Annotated in this window: 14 protein-coding genes and 1 pseudogene; 5 read left to right on the top strand and 10 right to left on the bottom strand. The window is 70.6% G+C overall.

Going from position 1 to position 16,975, the window contains the following annotated elements; all coding sequences use genetic code 11:
* Positions 1–13 precede the first annotated feature (13 nt).
* On the bottom strand, positions 14–556 hold the full coding sequence (locus ACFWEP_RS18705; RefSeq protein ID WP_387371399.1) for an RNA 2'-phosphotransferase: 543 nt from the start codon (positions 554–556) through the stop codon (positions 14–16).
* 709 nt (positions 557–1,265) lie between these two features.
* Positions 1,266–3,023 carry an SDR family oxidoreductase gene (locus ACFWEP_RS18700; protein ID WP_387371398.1) on the bottom strand — a complete coding sequence of 586 codons (1,758 nt, stop codon included), beginning with the start codon at positions 3,021–3,023 and terminating at the stop codon, positions 1,266–1,268.
* A 575-nt stretch (positions 3,024–3,598) separates the two neighbouring features.
* On the opposite strand from ACFWEP_RS18700, the gene ACFWEP_RS18695 reads away from it, so the two are divergent.
* The 5 genes from ACFWEP_RS18695 (at position 3,599) to ACFWEP_RS18675 (ending at position 8,327) form a co-directional block, all read left to right on the top strand.
* Complete coding sequence (locus tag ACFWEP_RS18695; protein ID WP_387371401.1) at positions 3,599–4,669, top strand: ABC transporter ATP-binding protein; 1,071 nt, start codon at positions 3,599–3,601, stop codon at positions 4,667–4,669.
* Entirely contained in the window at positions 4,659–5,573 is a 915-nt protein-coding gene (locus tag ACFWEP_RS18690) for an ABC transporter permease (RefSeq protein WP_387371397.1), read from the top strand. Before ACFWEP_RS18695 ends, ACFWEP_RS18690 begins: the two co-directional genes overlap by 11 nt.
* Entirely contained in the window at positions 5,570–6,481 is a 912-nt protein-coding gene (locus tag ACFWEP_RS18685; RefSeq protein ID WP_387371396.1) for an ABC transporter ATP-binding protein, read from the top strand. Before ACFWEP_RS18690 ends, ACFWEP_RS18685 begins: the two co-directional genes overlap by 4 nt.
* Before the next feature lie 30 nt (positions 6,482–6,511).
* Positions 6,512–7,231, top strand: a complete 720-nt coding sequence (locus tag ACFWEP_RS18680; RefSeq protein ID WP_387371395.1) for an ABC transporter permease — start codon at positions 6,512–6,514, stop codon at positions 7,229–7,231.
* Between the two features lie 391 nt (positions 7,232–7,622).
* Positions 7,623–8,327, top strand: a complete 705-nt coding sequence (locus ACFWEP_RS18675) for a hypothetical protein (protein WP_387371394.1) — start codon at positions 7,623–7,625, stop codon at positions 8,325–8,327.
* A 135-nt stretch (positions 8,328–8,462) separates the two neighbouring features.
* Here ACFWEP_RS18675 and ACFWEP_RS18670 read toward each other — a convergent pair whose 3' ends face one another.
* The 8 genes and pseudogenes from ACFWEP_RS18670 to ACFWEP_RS18635 form a co-directional block, all read right to left on the bottom strand.
* The gene (locus ACFWEP_RS18670) at positions 8,463–9,275 is read right to left on the bottom strand and encodes an HAD family hydrolase (RefSeq protein ID WP_387371393.1); all 813 of its coding nucleotides are present in this window, start codon (positions 9,273–9,275) and stop codon (positions 8,463–8,465) included.
* Entirely contained in the window at positions 9,272–10,549 is a 1,278-nt protein-coding gene (gene serS / locus ACFWEP_RS18665) for a serine--tRNA ligase (RefSeq protein WP_387371392.1), read from the bottom strand. Before serS ends, ACFWEP_RS18670 begins: the two co-directional genes overlap by 4 nt.
* 792 nt (positions 10,550–11,341) lie before the next feature.
* The gene (pheA, locus tag ACFWEP_RS18660) at positions 11,342–12,277 is read right to left on the bottom strand and encodes a prephenate dehydratase (protein ID WP_387371391.1); all 936 of its coding nucleotides are present in this window, start codon (positions 12,275–12,277) and stop codon (positions 11,342–11,344) included.
* A gap of 104 nt (positions 12,278–12,381) precedes the next feature.
* Positions 12,382–13,668, bottom strand: coding sequence for an iron uptake transporter deferrochelatase/peroxidase subunit (gene efeB, locus ACFWEP_RS18655; protein ID WP_387371400.1), 1,287 nt, complete (start codon positions 13,666–13,668; stop codon positions 12,382–12,384).
* A gap of 32 nt (positions 13,669–13,700) precedes the next feature.
* A complete protein-coding gene (locus ACFWEP_RS18650) occupies positions 13,701–15,701 on the bottom strand; it encodes a copper resistance CopC/CopD family protein (RefSeq protein ID WP_387371390.1) in 2,001 nt (666 codons plus the stop codon).
* A 15-nt stretch (positions 15,702–15,716) separates the two neighbouring features.
* On the bottom strand, positions 15,717–16,163 hold the full coding sequence (locus tag ACFWEP_RS18645) for a copper chaperone PCu(A)C (protein ID WP_387371389.1): 447 nt from the start codon (positions 16,161–16,163) through the stop codon (positions 15,717–15,719).
* Positions 16,160–16,816, bottom strand: a complete 657-nt coding sequence (locus tag ACFWEP_RS18640) for an SCO family protein (protein WP_387371388.1) — start codon at positions 16,814–16,816, stop codon at positions 16,160–16,162. Before ACFWEP_RS18640 ends, ACFWEP_RS18645 begins: the two co-directional genes overlap by 4 nt.
* A gap of 26 nt (positions 16,817–16,842) precedes the next feature.
* Positions 16,843–16,975 (bottom strand): annotated as a pseudogene (locus ACFWEP_RS18635) (Lrp/AsnC ligand binding domain-containing protein); the annotation flags it as partial.

Raw genomic sequence — 16,975 nt, 5'->3', positions numbered from 1 at the left:
CGCGATAAGCGCCTCAGCCCGGGAACCGCAGGTATGCGGGGGGCACGGACTCCGCCAGCCACACCCCGTTGGCGCTGACGCGGAAGACGTGACCGGCGCGGTGCATCGCTCCCGCGTCCACCGAGAGCACCACGGGGCTGCCACGCCGTGCCCCGACCCGGGTGGCGGTCTCGCGGTCGGGCGACAGGTGGACGTGGTGGCGGGCCATGGGGCGCAGCCCTTCGGCCCGGATGTCCGTCAGGGACCGGGCCACCGTCCCGTGGTAGAGGAACGCCGGAGGCTCGGCCGGAGGCAGGTCCAGATCGACGGCGACGGTGTGGCCCTGGCTCGCGCGCAGGCGATCCCCTTCCAGAGCGAAACGCTGCTTGTCGTTGACCGCGACCACGTGCTCGAGTTCGGCCCGCGTGATCGGGAAGTTGCTGCGGGCCGCGGCCTCCAGCAGCTCCTCGACGTTCACCCAACCGTTCGCATCGAGTGTCAGCCCGATGCGTTCCGGCTGATGTCGCAGGTGCCGGGAGAGGTACTTCGACACCTTCACGGTGCGTCTGTCATCCATCCGGCCAGAGTGCCCGGCCGTTCCTGGCCGCGCATCCGGATTCTTTCCACTGTCCCGGAACTGACGAGCAAGCTTGTGTTTGATCCACAAGCAACTTGACTTATCCACAGGGTATTTGGCGATTCTGTGGACAACGCTCGTACGGAATAAGCCATTTGGTTAACTTTCGTAAGAAATAGGCAAGATGTCTCGCTTGACCATAAATGACCGATTCTAAAGTTGAGTTCCAGTCGGAGCTCAGGCGCTTCCCCGCCCTTGTCCCCTCACGCGCCAGGACGGTTTCGGCCGTTGTGCGGGGGCACGGCATGGCCTCCCGTCGATCGTGCGGGCGAGAGAGGCCTCGTGTGCCATCCGTCCGGACGTCACACGAAGGCACCGGACCGGGCCGAACAGCTCATACGCTGAACGTCGTTCCATCCACAGGCTTGCCCCCAGCGCTGGGGACACCCACCCCTCGGTACCCGGCGGCGTGCCCCTCTGCCCCGGGCGCCGCGAGGCGGACGGAGAAGCGGACGGTGCGCGACCGGCCGGAAGCAGGTCACCCGAAGGGGTGGCGTAGCCGTAACGAAATCGGCCTCCTGGCAGTCCGGGTGACCCTCACCGTCGCCAAGTGAGCCCATGTGCACGGCTGTCACTGGCGCGAGGCGGTCGTCGAAGCGGGGTGCGCCGCCCCGGGCCGGACACGGCGGCGCACCCAACTCCGGCGCACTCAGATCCGCTTGCGCGGTTCTGCCGTACCGCGCCCGCTCCTGCCCCGGAGCAGCCCGACGAGGCCCTTGCGCCGGCCCGGCACCACCATGAGCGGCTGATCGCGGACCACCGCCTCCAGTACCGCCTCGGCGACCCGCTCCGCCGCGAGGGTCCCGGGCCGCTCCGACGAGGCGCCTGCCCCGCGCCCCGAACTCCGGCCGAGGGGAACCGATCCGGCGTCGGTCACCCCCGGTCGTACCGCGCTCACCGAGACCGTACGGCGCGCCAGCTCGTCCCGCAGGCCCATGCTGAGCGCGAGGACGGCGGCCTGCGCCGTGCCGTGGGCGGCGGAGCCCGGACTGCCGGACGGTGCACCGGGGTTGCCCGGGAGTACGTTGACGATGTGGCCGCCCTGGCCGCGCTCGGCCATCCGTCCGCCGAACACCCGGCAGCTGTGGACGACCCCCATGAGTCCCGCGTCGAGGACGCCCCGCCACTCCTCGGCCGTGGTCTCCAGGAAGGCCCCGGACGGGACCGTACCGGCGAAGTCGACGGGAACGTTGACCAGCACGTCCACGGTGCCGTACTCCGCCGCGATCTTCGCGCCGAGCTTCTCCACCGCCTGCCCGTCGCCCGGCTCGACGGTCTCCGCCCAGGCCACCGGTGCCCCGACGAGCCGGGCCGTCCGCGCGGTACGGGCGGCGCCCTCCGCGTCCCGGTCCACGGCCACCACCCGCGCACCGGCCTCGGCGAACGCCAGGGCGGTGGCCCGTCCGATGCCGTCGGCCGCGCCCGTCACCAGCACCAGCTGTCCGCCGAACCGGTCCGCGTACGGGCCGGAGCCCGTCGATTCCTTCGCCGCCGTCCGGCCTGTCCCGGTGGATTCCTGCGCGGTGGCGAACTCGGAAATCCAGGAGGCGAGTTGATCCGGACGGGTGCGGGGCACCCAATGCTGGGCGGGCAGCCGGCGGCGGACCAGGGACGGAACCCACCGGTCCAGGTCGTCGTAGAGGGACTCCGACAGGAAGGCGTCACCGGTCGGCGTGATCAGCTGCACCGGTACGTGGGCGTGGGCGTCGGGGCGCGGCCTGCGCAGCCGGGTACGGACGTTGTCACGGTAGAGCCAGGCGCCGTGGGCGGCGTCCCGGGGGAGCGAGGCGGTGGGGTACTCGCCCGCCGGTACCTTCTCCAGCCTCTCCAGGATGTCCGGCCACCGGCGTCCCAGCGGTCCCCGCCAGGCGAGTTCGGGCAGGACCGGGGTGTGCAGCAGGTATACGTACCAGGATTTTGCGCCCTGGCCGGCGAGCTGGAACACGCGCCGGGGGGTGGGCCGGGTCAGGCGGTCCTGGATCCAGTGCCCGAAGTGGTCCAGCGAGGGCCCGGACATCGAGGTGAAGGAGGCGATCCTGCCCTTGGTCCGCCCGACCGTGGCGAACTCCCAGGACTGCACCGATCCCCAGTCGTGGCCCACCAGATGCACCGGCCGGTCCGGACTCACCGCGTCCACCACGGCCAGGAAGTCGTCGGTCAGCTTCTCCAGCGTGAAGCCACCGCGCAGCGGCTTCGGCGCGGTCGAACGGCCGTGTCCGCGTACGTCGTAGAGCACCACGTGCCACTGCTCGGCCAGCGCCCCGGCGACCCGCGACCACACCTCCTTGCTGTCCGGATAGCCGTGCACCAGCACCACGGTGGGCCGGTCCGGATTCCCCAGCTCGGCCACACAGAGCTCGATGCCGCCCGTACGGACCCAGCGCTCACGCGCTCCCGGCAGATGCATCCCGCCACCTCTCCTCGGTCGGGTGGCGCCCCTGCGGCACCCGTCTTCCTCGGCCCCGGCCGCCCGAAACCCGCTCACGGACAGCGCACTTGGCGAGTTGTACGCGCCAGTAACGTGACACTGAAGAATGTGACCACGCCGGGCGAAGGGTCAAGAGGCAAGCCCGGCCTGTGGACAACCCTCTGTGGACAACCCCTGTGGAGACCGGTGGCAGGAGGCCCGGGCGGGAACCCGGTCAGAGACCGGTGCGCGCCGCCATCCGTCGGCGACCCCTGCCCGACAGCCCCGTGTCCGGCAGCCTCCGTGCCCGACAGCCCCGTGTCCGGCAGCCTCCGTGCCCGACAGCCCCGTGTCCGGCAGCCTCCGTGCCCGACAGCCCCGTGTCCGGCAGCCCCGTGTCCGGCAACCTCCCTTCCCGGGAGGGGTATCGGTGGGAACGCGGTCCCGGGCCGGTCACTCCTCGGCCGGACTCCCCTACGGGTCCCTACAACTCAAGTTTGACGTGTATGCGACCGTCAGGTCTGACGACCGGTTGCACCCGCACCACTACCGTCGTCCCTGTGACTGTGATCGCGATGAAAGCCTTGAGCAAGCGGTACCCACGGGTGACCGCTCTTGACCGGCTCTCCTTGGACATCGGACCGGGCGTGACCGGTCTGGTGGGTGCCAACGGGGCGGGCAAGTCCACACTGATCAAGATCCTGCTGGGACTTTCGCCCGCCACCGAGGGCTCGGCCTCGGTGCTCGGGCTGGACGTCGCCACGCACGGTGCCGCGATCCGGGAGCGGGTCGGGTACATGCCGGAGCACGACTGCCTGCCGCCCGACGTCTCGGCGACGGAGTTCGTCGTCCACATGGCACGGATGTCCGGTCTGCCGCCGACGGCGGCCCGGGAACGCACCGCCGACACTCTGCGCCACGTCGGCCTCTACGAGGAGCGGTACCGCCCCATCGGGGGCTACTCGACCGGGATGAAGCAGCGCGTCAAGCTGGCTCAGGCACTGGTGCACGATCCGCGACTGGTGCTGCTCGACGAGCCGACGAACGGCCTCGACCCGGTCGGCCGCGACGAGATGCTCGGGCTCATCCGCCGGGTGCACACGGACTTCGGCATCTCCGTCCTCGTCACCTCGCACCTCCTGGGCGAGCTGGAACGCACCTGCGACCACGTCGTCGTGATCGACGGCGGCACGCTCCTTCGCTCCAGCTCCACCAGCGAGTTCACCCAGACCACCACCACGCTCGCGGTCGAGGTCACCGACAGCGACGCTCACCCGGACGGTACCGACGCACTGCGCCACGAGCTCGTCGGGGCCGGCGTGAAGCTGGTCGGCGACGACGGCGTCGACACCGGCGGACTTCCCGGAGCCGGCCACATCCTGCTCGTCGAGGCGACCGGGGAGGAGACGTACGACCTGGTCCGCGACAGCGTGGCCGGGCTGGGACTCGGGCTCGTCCGCATGGAGCAGCGCCGCCACCACATCGCCGAAGTCTTCCGCTCGGGCGACGGCGCCCGCCCTGTCCCGGTCCCGGCCGCCGCCCCGGTGGCCGGAGCCGTACCGCAGGTCCCGGCGCCCGGGGCCGTCCGTCAGGTTCCGGCATCCGGGGCCGTCCAGCAGAAGGGGAGCGGTCTCGATGAGCACTGAGACCAGGGCCCAAGGCGCGCTGCCCGGCGACGCCTCCCGCATCCACGACATCGGCTATCGCTCCTACGACGGCCCCCGGCTGGGACGCGCCTACGCCCGCCGTTCGCTCTACGTCCAGTCCCTCAAGGGCGCGTTCGGACTCGGGCGCTCCGCCCGTTCCAAGGTGCTGCCGATGCTCATGTTCGCGGTCATGTGCCTGGTCGCGGCGATCATCGTGGCCGTGTCGATGGCCGCGCCGGGTGCCACGAAACTGGTCGTGAAGTACACCTCCTACGCGATCTACCTGCAGGCCGTCATCGGGCTGTTCGTGGCCGCCCAAGCCCCGCAGAGCGTCTCGCGGGACCTGCGGTTCCGGACGGTTCCGCTGTACTTCTCGCGGCCGATCGAGCACGCCGACTACGTCGTGGCGAAGGTGGCGGCGATGGCGTCCGCCGTCTTCGTGCTCACCGGGACGCCGCTGCTCATCCTCTACGTGGGCTCGCTGCTCGCGAAATTCGACTTCGGCGACCAGGTCGGCTGGTTCGCCCAGGGACTGGTGTCGGTGGCCCTGTTGTCCGTGCTGTTCGCCGCGCTCGCGCTGGTGGTGGCCGCGGTGACCCCGCGCCGGGGCTTCGGCGTGGCGGCGGTGATCGCCGTGCTGACCATCTCGTACGGAGCGGTCTCCACGGTCCAGGCCATCGCGTACTCGACCGGCACCGAGGGGGCCGTCGCCTGGTTCGGGCTGTTCTCCCCGATCACGCTGATCGACGGGGTGCAGACCGCGTTCCTCGGCGCCTCCTCCGCCTTCCCGGGCGGCGAGGGCCCGGGGGCCGCGATGGGCGTCGTCTATCTGTTCGTTGTTCTCGCGCTCATCGCGGGCTCGTACGCCGCCCTGCTGCGCCGCTACCGGAGGGTCGGGCTGTGACCACCATCGAGATCGACCACGCCTCCCGCTGGTTCGGGAACGTGGTCGCCGTCAACGACGTGAGTATGACGATCGGCCCGGGCGTCACCGGGCTGCTCGGTCCCAACGGCGCGGGCAAGTCCACGCTGATCAACTTGATGGCCGGATTCCTCGCTCCTTCCACGGGGACGGTCACGCTCGACGGGCGGCCGATCTGGCGCAACGAGTCGGTCTACCGGGAGATCGGCATCGTTCCCGAGCGGGAGGGGATGTACGACTTTCTGACCGGCCGGGAGTTCGTCGTCGCCAACGCCGAACTGCAGGGTCTGGGAGCGGCCGAGGCGGCGCGCGCGCTCGCCACGGTCGAGATGGAGTACGCGCAGGACCGCAAGATCCAGACGTACAGCAAGGGCATGCGCCAGCGCGTGAAGATGGCCTCGGCGCTCGTCCACGACCCTTCCGTCCTGCTGCTGGACGAACCGTTCAACGGCATGGACCCCCGGCAGCGGATGCAGCTGATGGAGCTGCTGCGGCGGATGGGCGAGGAGGGACGCACCGTGCTCTTCTCCTCCCACATCCTCGAAGAGGTCGAGCAACTCGCCTCGCACATCGAGGTGATCGTGGCCGGCCGGCACGCGGCCTCCGGCGACTTCCGCCGGATCCGCCGGCTGATGACGGACCGCCCGCACCGCTACCTCGTGCGCTCCAGCGACGACCGCGCGCTGGCGGCGGCCCTCATCGCGGACCCGTCGACGGCCGGCATCGAGGTGGACCACCGCGAGGGCGCGCTGTTGATCCAGGCGGTCGATTTCGGCCGCTTCACCGCACTGCTGCCGCGTGTGGCGCAGGAGCGGGGCATCCGGCTGCTGGCCGTCTCACCGTCCGACGAGTCCCTCGAATCGGTCTTCTCGTACCTCGTATCGGCCTGACCACTGGCCGAGAAGGAGCTGTGACGCGTCATGTACGACCCCACAGTCGCCCGGCTCACCTACCGGGCGCTGCTCGGCCGGCGCCGGGCCGCCATCCTGTTCGTCCTGCCCGCCCTGCTGATCGCGATCTCGTGCGCGGTACGGGTCCTGGCGGGTGCCGACGACCAGATCACCTCGGACGTGCTCGGCGGGTTCGCCCTCGCCGTGATGGTTCCGCTGATCGGCGTCATCGCGGGTACGGGGGCCATCGGCCCCGAGATCGACGACGGTTCGATCGTCTACCTGCTGGCGAAGCCCGTGAAGCGGCCCACCATCATCTTCACCAAGCTGATCGTGGCCATCGCCGTCACGATGGTCTTCTCCGCCCTGCCCACCCTGATCGCGGGGCTCGTCCTCAACGGCAACGGCCAGGGCATCGCGGTGGCCTACACGGTCGGCGCGCTCGTCGCCTCGATCGCCTACAGCGCGCTCTTCCTGCTGCTCGGCACGGTCAGCCGGCACGCGGTCGTGTTCGGCCTGGTCTACGCGCTGGTGTGGGAGGCACTCTTCGGCAGCCAGGTGCCCGGCGCGCGCACGCTGAGCGTGCAGCAGTGGGCGCTCGCCGTCGCCGAGAAGGCCGGCGCGGAAGGGGCGATCACCGCCGACGTCCAACTCCCGCTCGCCACGGTGCTGCTGGTGGCGGTCACCGTCGGCGCCACCTGGTACGCGGGACAGAAGTTGCGGACGCTCAAGCTGGCCGGCGAGGAGTGAGGCGCGGCGCCGGCCGCCAAGACGGTTCAGTGCGGGACGACCCTCGCCCGGTGGGCGGGGGTCGTCCCGCGTTCTCCCGGCCGTCCCGCGTTCTCCCGGTCGTCCCGCGTTCTCCTTGCCGTCCCACGTTCTCCGGTCGTCCCGTACTCGGCCGTCGCGTGCGCGGCGGCCCGCCGCGTGACGTGAGGTTCGCCGGGTCGTTGGGCCGGATGCGTGGAGGCGACTGGAATCCGTGACGACGAGCGTGTGTGAAGTGGGAATGCCGGCCCCGGGTGCGTGAGCCCCGGACGGAGCCGGCCATCGAGTGAGTGGCACCCGTGAGCGGCCTCCGCCCCTGACGCCCGGGGTGAGGGCCGTCCTTCGCTGTTCCCCGCGTACGGAAGGCATGCCCATGCCCACGGAAGTCGCCCTGCTCGAATCCCGCGCTCTGCGCGCCGAGCGGATGGTGCGCGTCGACATCCTCGACAAGGTCAAGAGCCTTGTCATGCTCCCGGACGGCATTCACGTCCGCACAGAGGACGTGGCACGGTACTTCGAAGTATCCACAGAGGTGGTGAAAAAGGTGACCCAGCGCCATCGGGTGGAGATGGCGGAGAACGGGCTGCTGCTACTGCGAGGCTCTGAGCTGCGAACCTTCCATAGGGACATGATGTCCCTATGGGGCGGTGAGGGGGACGGGAGCCATCCGAGTTATCCACAGGCGACCGCCCGGCTCACCCTCTACACCCGTCGCACGGTCCTCAACGTCGCCATGCTGCTTCGCGAAAGCGACATCGCCCGCTGCGTGCGTACGTACCTTCTCGACGCCGAGGGAGACCTCCGGGAGCGGTACGACTCGCTCGATTTCCGCGTCACCCGCATCGAAAGCTGCCTCGCCGGGGTCGGTTCGGCCCTTCAGGAACTGGGTCCGGTCCTGCGCAGGATGTCGGAGCGGTTCGACAGCCTGGACCGGAAGCTGGGGGTGACGCATGAGGTCGTCGGTGCGATGAGCGTCCGACTGGCAGACGTCGCGCACGACGTACGACGGGTCGATGCCCGGATGGACGAGGTGGCGCACCGGCTGAGGGAGCTGAGGCACGGACCGCGCGAGGGGTGAATCCGGTCCGACTCCGCGGGGCCGGACGCACGACCGCCCGCGGCCTTCGCGGGGCCGCGGGCGGTTGGTGCGTCACATGGTGCGCCACGTCGTGCGGGACGCCGTGCGGCTATGTCCGTGGAGCCGCCGGGTAAGCTACCGCGTTCCGCCGGCGAGGAGCTCCTCCAGGACCACCGCGATGCCGTCGTCCTCGTTGGACGCGGTGATCTCGTGGGCCACTGCCTTGAGTTCGTCGTGCGCGTTGGCCATGGCCACTCCGTGCCGTGCCCAGCCGAACATCGGGATGTCGTTGGGCATGTCACCGAAGGCGATCGTGTCCGCGGCCTTCACGCCGAGCCGGCGCGCCGCGAGCGAGAGGCCCGTCGCCTTGCTGAGGCCGAGCGGGAGGATCTCCACGACCCCGGGACCCGCCATCACGATGTTGACCAGGCTGCCCACGACCGCCCGTGCGGCAGCCGCGAGCCGGTCGTCGTCGAGCTCCGGGTGCTGGATGTAGATCTTGTTCAGCGGCGCGGTCCACATCTCGTTCGCGTCGTCGACCCGGACGACCGGCAGCGGGCCCTCGTGGGCCCGGTAGCCGGGTCCGACCAGGACCTCGCCGTCGAGCCCGTCGCGGCTCGCGGCGAGCAGCAGCGGGCCCACCTCCGCCTCGATCTTGGACAGCGCGAGCCCGGCCAGCTGCCGGTCCAGCGTGAGCGAGGTGAGCAGTTTGTGCTCACCCGCGTGGTAGACCTGCGCGCCCTGGCCGCAGACGGCGAGGCCGTCATAGCCCAGTTCGTCCAGGATCTGCCGCGTCCACGGCACCGCCCGGCCGGTGACGACGATGTGCGCGGCACCCGCCTCGGTGACGGCGGCCAGCGCCTCGCGCGTTCGCGTGGAGACCGTGTGGTCGTCGCGGAGCAGCGTGCCGTCGAGATCGGTGGCGACGAGCTTGAAGGGGAAGGTCACTTGGCGACCGGCTCCAGGACCTCACGCCCGCCGAGATACGGACGGAGCATCTCGGGCACGCGCACGGAACCGTCCGCGAGCTGGTGGTTCTCCAGGATCGCCACGATCGTGCGCGGTACGGCGCAGAGCGTGCCGTTCAGCGTGGCCAGCGGCTGGACCTTCTTGCCGTCCCGCATGCGCACCGACAGGCGGCGCGCCTGGAAGCTGTCGCAGTTGGAGGCGGAGGTCAGCTCGCGGTACTTGCCCTGGGTCGGGATCCACGCCTCGCAGTCGAACTTCCGCGAGGCCGAGGCCCCGAGGTCGCCGGTGGCCACGTCGATCACCTGGAAGGGAAGCTCCAGGCCGGTCAGCCACTGCTTCTCCCACTCCAGCAGCCGGCGGTGCTCGGCCTCGGCGTCGGCGGGGTCGACGTACGAGAACATCTCGACCTTGTCGAACTGGTGGACGCGGAAGATGCCCCGGGTGTCCTTGCCGTACGTACCGGCCTCGCGGCGGAAGCAGGGCGAGAAGCCGGCGTACCGCAGGGGCAGCTTGTCGGCCTCGATGATCTCGTCCATGTGATACGCGGCGAGAGGGACCTCGGAGGTGCCGACCAGGTAGAAGTCGTCCTTCTCCAGGTGGTACACGTTCTCGGCGGCCTGGCCGAGGAAGCCGGTGCCCTCCATGGCGCGCGGGCGGACCAGCGCGGGGGTGAGCATGGGGATGAAACCGGCCTCGGTCGCCTGCGCGATGGCCGCGTTGACGAGGGCGAGCTCCAGCAGGGCGCCGATGCCCGTCAGGTAATAGAAGCGCGAACCGGAGACCTTGGCGCCGCGCTCCATGTCGATGGCGCCGAGCGCCTCGCCGAGCTCCAGGTGGTCCTTGGGCTCGAAGCCCTCGGCGCCGAAGTCACGGATGGTGCCGTGCGTCTCCAGGACGACGAAGTCCTCCTCGCCGCCGACCGGCACGTCCTCCTGGACGATGTTGCCGAGCTGCAGCAGCAGGCGCTTGGCCTCCGCGTCCGCCTCGTTCTGGGCGGCGTCGGCGGCACGGACGTCGGCCTTGAGCTGGTCGGCGCGCTTGAGCAGCTCCGTCCGCTCCTCGGGCGTGGCCTTGGGGATCAGCTTTCCGAGCGACTTCTGCTCGGAGCGGAGTTCGTCGAAGCGGACGCCGGACGACCTGCGCAGCTCGTCGGCGGAGAGCAGGGCGTCGACGAGCGCGACGTCCTCTCCACGGGCGCGCTGGGAGGCGCGAACACGGTCGGGGTCCTCACGGAGCAGGCGAAGGTCAATCACCCCTCCAGGCTACCGGTGTGCGCTTCGGCCATCCGAACCGATATTGCCAAGCGTGTCACTTTGCCCGAATTGCCGTGAATGGTATCTCTGATGGAATACCGGATTCGTGCGGGGAGGCCGGTGGGGGTTGAGTGGCGAGGAGTGCGCGGGTGTGCGTCCGCACGGTATTCGTCCGTGGAGGCGGAGGCGGAGGCGGATGCGGTGGGAATCCGCCGGGGACCGGGGGTGCGGGAGACCGGGTGCGGGAGGGTTCACCGGCGACCGGAGGTGCGTCAATCGAAGTGGCCCCAATGCCCCGAACCGGGCGCGAAGTTGCTTCCTTCTTGACGTACCGCCCTGCCCTGTCGGGGAGTTGAGGGTGATCTTCGGGGCGGTTGTCCACAAGGCGAGCCTGCTCGTATCGGTTATCCACAGGCTGTGTGGAAAACCTGTGGATGCGTGAAGGTGTTTCCCGACGAAAGGTTCTGGGGGGCCTGGGAAGCATGGATTCAATCCTCAAACCGCCTTTCGTTCACCCATTCGAGCGGTAATTCGTCATTCTGTGTCGTTGATCAAGGTAATTGAGTCAAACAGGCCGGATGTGGATCATGGGGGGCCCTGGGAGGCTTCGCGGCTCCATGGGATCACCTGGGGTGATTTGTCGATGATGTCGATCAGCAGTGTCGACTTGTCCCCAGGTTGGACCCGCGCCCTGTGGATAACTCTGTGGGTAAACGACCATCGGTGAGGAGGGCCGCCCGGATGTGCGCCCGGCGCTCCTGCGAGGAGGCCCTCGGAGCGGCCCGGGCCTCGTCAGGCGCGCCCGTCCTGGCTGCGCGCCAGCCAGTCCGAGGCGTCGGCGAAGTCGGTGTCCGAGGTGCCCGCGCGCAGGGGCGCGACCTCCTCCGGTGCCACCCCGGCCCGCGGGTAGGAGCCGAGGAAGCGCAGGTTCGGGCAGATGCGCTTGAGTCCCATCAGCGCCTCGCCCACCCGCCGGTCCGCGATGTGCCCCTCGGCATCCACCGCGAAGCAGTAGTCGCCGATGCCCTTCCCGGTAGGGCGGGACTGGATCAGCATCAGGTTCACCCCGCGCACCGCGAACTCCTGGAGCAGTTCGAGCAGGGCGCCCGGCCGGTCCTCGCCCAGCCAGAGGACCACGGAGGTCTTGTCGGCGCCGGTCGGGGCGGAAGGCCGGGCCGGGCGGCCGACGAGGACGAAGCGCGTCTGCGCGTTCACCGCGTCGTGGATCTCGGTGGCGAGCGGGACGAGTCCGTACGTCGCTGCCGCGAACTCCCCGGCGAAGGCGGCGTCGTACCGTCCGTCCCGCACCAGCCGGGCGCCGTCCGCGTTGGACGCCGCCGACTCCCACACGGCTCCGGGGAGGTGGGCGGCCAGCCAGTTGCGGACCTGCGGCTGTGCGGCGGGGTGCGCGGTGACGGACTTGATGTCCTCCAGCCGGGTACCGGGCCGCACCAGCAGCGCGAACGAGATGGAGAGCAGCACCTCGCGGTAGATCATCAGCGGGGCGCCCACCGCCAGCTCGTCCAGGGTCGCGGTGATCCCGCCCTCGACCGAGTTCTCGATCGGTACGAGCGCGGCGGCAGCCTCGCCGCCGCGTACCGCGTCCAGTGCCGCCGGTACGGAGACCATGGGGACGAGTTCGCGGGTGGCGGCTTCCGGGAGCGTACGGAGCGCCACCTCGGTGAAGGTGCCTTCGGGGCCGAGATAGGCGTAGCGCGTAGCGGACATACGGTCACCCTACGGGCTGCCGGGGCGGCTTTCGGAGGTGTTCGGGCAGGGGTCCGCCGGGCCCGGGGGCAGGTCCGGCGGGGAGCCCGGGAGCCCGGGGGCGGTCAGGACTCCAGCAGCCGCTGCCCCACGTACTCCCCCTTCGCGGCGCCGCCCGGCACCGCGAAGACACCGCTCGCCTCGTGCCGGATGAACGGCGAGAGCGCGTCCCCCCGGTCGAGTTTGCGCTGCACCGGCACGAAGCCCCGGAACGGGTCCGCCTGCCAGCAGACGAACAGCAGCCCCGCGTCCGGCGTCCCGTCCGGGTCGATGCCGTCGTGGTACGAGAAGGGGCGCCGCAGCATCGCCGCCCCGCCGTTCTTCTCCGGTGAGGAGATCCGGGCGTGGGCGTTCGACGGGATCACCGGCTTGCCGTCCGGACCGAGCTTGTCCAGATCCATCGCGGTGGTCTCGTCGCCGCCGCTGAGCGGGGCGCCGTCGTCCTTGCGCCGGCCGATGACCCGCTCCTGACGTGCGACCGAGAGTTTCTCCCAGTCGTCCAGCAGCATCCGGATGCGACGGACGACCGCGTAGGAGCCGCCCGCGAGCCAGTCCTGCGCCGGGTCGGCGGCAGCGGAGGCCGAGGGCGCGGGCACGAAGATCCGAGCGTCGAAGTCGCCGTCGGCGGGCTTGGGGTTGTTGGTCCCGTCCATCTGACCCATCAGGTTGCGGGCGGTCAGGGGGCGGGCGGTCGCGCCCGGAGTGCGGTTGAAGCCGTTCATCTGCCAGCGCACGCGCGCGGCCGAACCGGCGGCGCGTTGGACCGCGCGCAGTGCGTGGAAGGCGACGAGCGCGTCGTCGGCGCCGATCTGCACCCAGAGATCGCCGTTCGACCGCCCGGAGTCGAGATGGTCCGAGGAGAACGCGGGCAGCGGGTCGAGCCCGGCGGGCCTCTGTTCCTCCAGCCCGGTCCGGTCGAAGAAGGTGCGGCCGAAGCCGAAGGTGAGGGTCAGGGAGGACGGGCCCGCGTCCTGGGCGATCCCGGTGTCCCCGCCGGAGCCGGCCGGGCGGCCCGCCATCAGCTCCCCGGCCAGCGTCGACCAGCGCCGCATCAGTGCGGCGGCCTCGGTGCGTCCGGCGCCCGCCGCGAGGTCGAAGGCGACGAGATGGCCACTCGCCTGGAGCGGTGTGGTGATCCCGGGCTGATGTTTCCCGTGAAACATCGCCTCGGTCGAGCCGATCGAGGCGAGCGCCGTCGGCGCGTCCGGGCGCGTCGCGGCGTACCCGGTGGCACCACCCGCAGCGCCCAGCACGAGGCCTGCGGCACCGGCCGCCCCGGCGCCGCCGATCAGCTTCCGCCGCGAGACACCGCCGGTGGCTGCTCCGGTCGCCCCGGCACGCTCCCGGGGGATCTGTACGTTCGTGTTGCGCTTGCTCACGCGGGTCAGCCGATCTTCACGTTCTTGACGACGGTGGTCTCGTCGATGTCCGAGGTGCGGACGGAGACCGCGAACTTCCACTCGCCCGCCATCGGGATCTGGACGCCGCTCGCGGCCCAGTGGCCCTCGGCGAGCCGGTCAGGGACGACCGGCAGAGGACCGATGTCCTTCGCCTCCAGGGTGAGCGCGATCCGTACCTCCGGTACGTCCATCGCCGTGCCCTTCCCGTCCTCGATCCACAGATGCAGGTCGTTGGAGCCCGTCCGGCCGGGGTCGAGATCCAGCTGGACGATTCCCTTGCCGTGAGTGCCGCCGGTGTCGAAGGGCAGGCTCAGCGTGACCGGTTGGGCGACGGCCGGAGCGGCGGCGACGTTGGTCCGCGCGGCCTCCTCCTCCGTACGGCCGGGTTCGGTCGACGAGAGGATGGTGGTGACGACCAGCAGGACGGTGGCGATGCCGGTCTCGACGAGGACCGAGCGGCGCAGTCCGGAGCGACCGGCATCGGCGTCGCGGGCCTTCCGTTCCCGGGTCGCCGTCAGAGCGGCCCGCTGGCGGGCGAGTTGGGCGGCGCGCGCGGGGTCGGTGTTCGTGGCCGGCCCGCCCTCGCCGGTACCGGCAGCCGATTCGGTGGCGGCGACCGTGACCAGTCCGGCCTTCTCGGCCGTCGGGTCCGCCTCCTCGGCCGCCGGCCCGTCCTCTTCTCCGACGACCGGCCCCGTCCCGGACGGGGCCCCGTCCGTCAGCCGGCCCGTCCAGCGCCGGGAGATCCAGGCGACGCCCACGAGGACCGCGACCAGCCCGACTTTCACCAGCAGCAGCCGGCCGTAGGCGGTGCCGGTGAGCGCCGACCAGGACCCGACCTGGCGCCAGGACTGGTAGAGCCCTGTCCCGGCGAGGACGACCACGCTGGTGAACGCGATGCGCGAGAAGCGGCGTACCGCTCCGGGCGGCAGTTCGGGGACCCGGTACAGGGCGGTCAGCAGGGAGGCCAGGCCGCCCAGCCAGGCCGCGACAGCCAGCAGATGGGCCATGTCGACCGGCATGGCGATGCCCGGCTGGAGCCCGGTGGAGGCGTGTTCGGCGAGCGACCAGGTACCGGCGATCCCGGTGGCGACGACCACCCCGCCGAGCGAGAGGCCGAAGGTGAGGTCCTTTCGCTCCTTCTCGTCCTCGCGCCGGGGATACGTACCGAACAACACGGCGACGAAGAGCGCGGAGGCGCCCAGCAGGAGCAGTCGGGAGACCAGCGCGGCGCCCGGCTTGGTTTCCAGGGACGCCTGGAGACCGGCGAGATCGAAGGCGTCGGCGAACTTCCCGCTGCCGGTGTACGGGTTGCGCAGCAGCAGCATCAGCAGGGTGGACGCGGTGAGGGTGATCCAGCCGCCGAGGACGAGCCGTTGCAGCGGGCGGGCCGAGGCACCGCCCCGCCAGCAGGCGAGGACGAACGCGGAGCCGCCCGCGAGCAGGATGAAGCCGGTGTACGCGGCGTAGCGCGCGATGTCGTAGAGCAGGCCGACCACTCCGCCGCCCGCACCCGAGGCGGGCAGCGCGACGGTGGTGGTGGACGGCGCGCCGATGGAGAAGGTGAAGGCGCCCGAGACCGGGTGGCTGTCGGCGGACACCGCCTGCCAGGCCACGGTGTAGGTACCGTCGGGGAGTCCGGAGTGGAGCGTGACGGCGTACCGGGCGGCCTTGCCGTCGCCCACCGCGCGCGGGTCACCGGTGTCGGCCCGCGCGCCGGACGGGTCGAGCACCCGGATCGCGTCGTCGCCCAGCGAGACGGATTCGGAGAAGGAGAGGGTGACGTTCTGAGGTGCGGCGTCGACCACCGCCCCGTCCTGCGGGTCGCTTCCCGTGAGGGCGGCGTGCGCGGACGCGGGAGCCGCCCCCGCCAGCATCAGGCCGAGGAACAGGCCGATCAGCGTGGCGAGGAGCGCGGACGCGGTGAGCGGCCGGCGTATCGGGGAAGGCCGGACACGATCTGCGCGCGGGGCGGTGGCTGTCATGGTGGATTCAGTCCCTCACTGCTTCGCCGGGTTGTAGGTCGTCTCCTCGACGGGAAGTTCGACCGTGAGCGGGCCGGACTTCTCGAAGTGCAGCTCGACGGAGATCTTCTGTCCTCGCTTCGGCTGCCGCTTGAGTTCGCTGAACATGATGTGGCTGCCGCCGCGTTCGAGGTCCAGTTCACCGCCCGCGGGCACCTCGAAGGACGAGACCATCCGCATGGCCTGGCCCTTGGTCTCGTGGATGGTGACGTGGTCGGAGATCGAGCTGGTCACCGAGGTCAGCCGGTCGGTGGCGCCGCCCGCGTTCTCCACGACGAGGAACGCCGCCGCGATGTCGCTGACCGGCTGCGGCATGAAGGCCCCGACGACCTTCAGCTCGGGGGAGCCTCCGGTGGAACACCCCGCGAGGGTCAGACCCGAGACGAGGGCCAGCCCGCCGGCGAGTACCGCCCGGCCTGTCACGGCTTCGCCCCCTGGATGAGCTTGGGGAGGTCCGCGGTGTAGTCGTCGGCGGTGGTGTCCTCGCTGTAGAGGACGTATCCGGCGTCGGTCTTCGGGGAGAAGGCCATGACCTGGGCGCCGTGCATGGAGACGACGGTTCCGTCCTTCTCCGTCGTGGCGGGGTCGATGCCGATGCCCATCGACCGGGCGCCCGCCTGGATGGTCTTGAAGTCGCCGGTGAGGCCGATGAAGTCGGGGTCCTGTGCCTTGAGCCAGGCACCCAGCGAGGCCGGGGTGTCCCGCTCGGGGTCGGTGGTGATGAAGACGACCCGGAGTTCGTCCTGCTCGGCTGCGGGCAGCGCGCGCTTGGCGAGCGCGATGTTGCTCATGGTCAGCGGGCAGACGTCCGGGCAGTTGGTGTAGCCGTAGTAGATGAGCGTCGGCTTGCCCTTGGTCTCTTTGCGGAGGTCGTAGGTCTTGCCGTGGGTGTCCGTCAGGACGAGGTCCGGCTTGGTGAACGGCTGGTCGAGAACGGTGGCGGCCTGTGTGGTGGTGGACGTGGAGACGTCGGTCACCGGCTTGGCGGACGAATCTTCGTTCGAGCCGCAGGCGGTCAGTGCCAGTGCCGCCGCCGCGGCGAACGCGACGACCGATGCCAGTTTCTTGGTGCGCATGAGGGATGTGTTCCTGGTCCGTGGTGCGGTGGCGTGCGGATCCGTTTGTTGATCACTTCGAGAAGGTGGTCGTCGTCCTCGCAGACGACCTCCACCATCAGGTCGAAGGAGCCCGCGGTCATCACCACGTACTCACACTCGGCCATGGCGGTCAGCGCG

Source organism: Streptomyces sp. NPDC060198, assembly GCF_042728415.1.
Lineage (GTDB): Bacteria > Actinomycetota > Actinomycetes > Streptomycetales > Streptomycetaceae > Streptomyces.
This window is presented reverse-complemented; position numbering and strand designations above follow the sequence as displayed.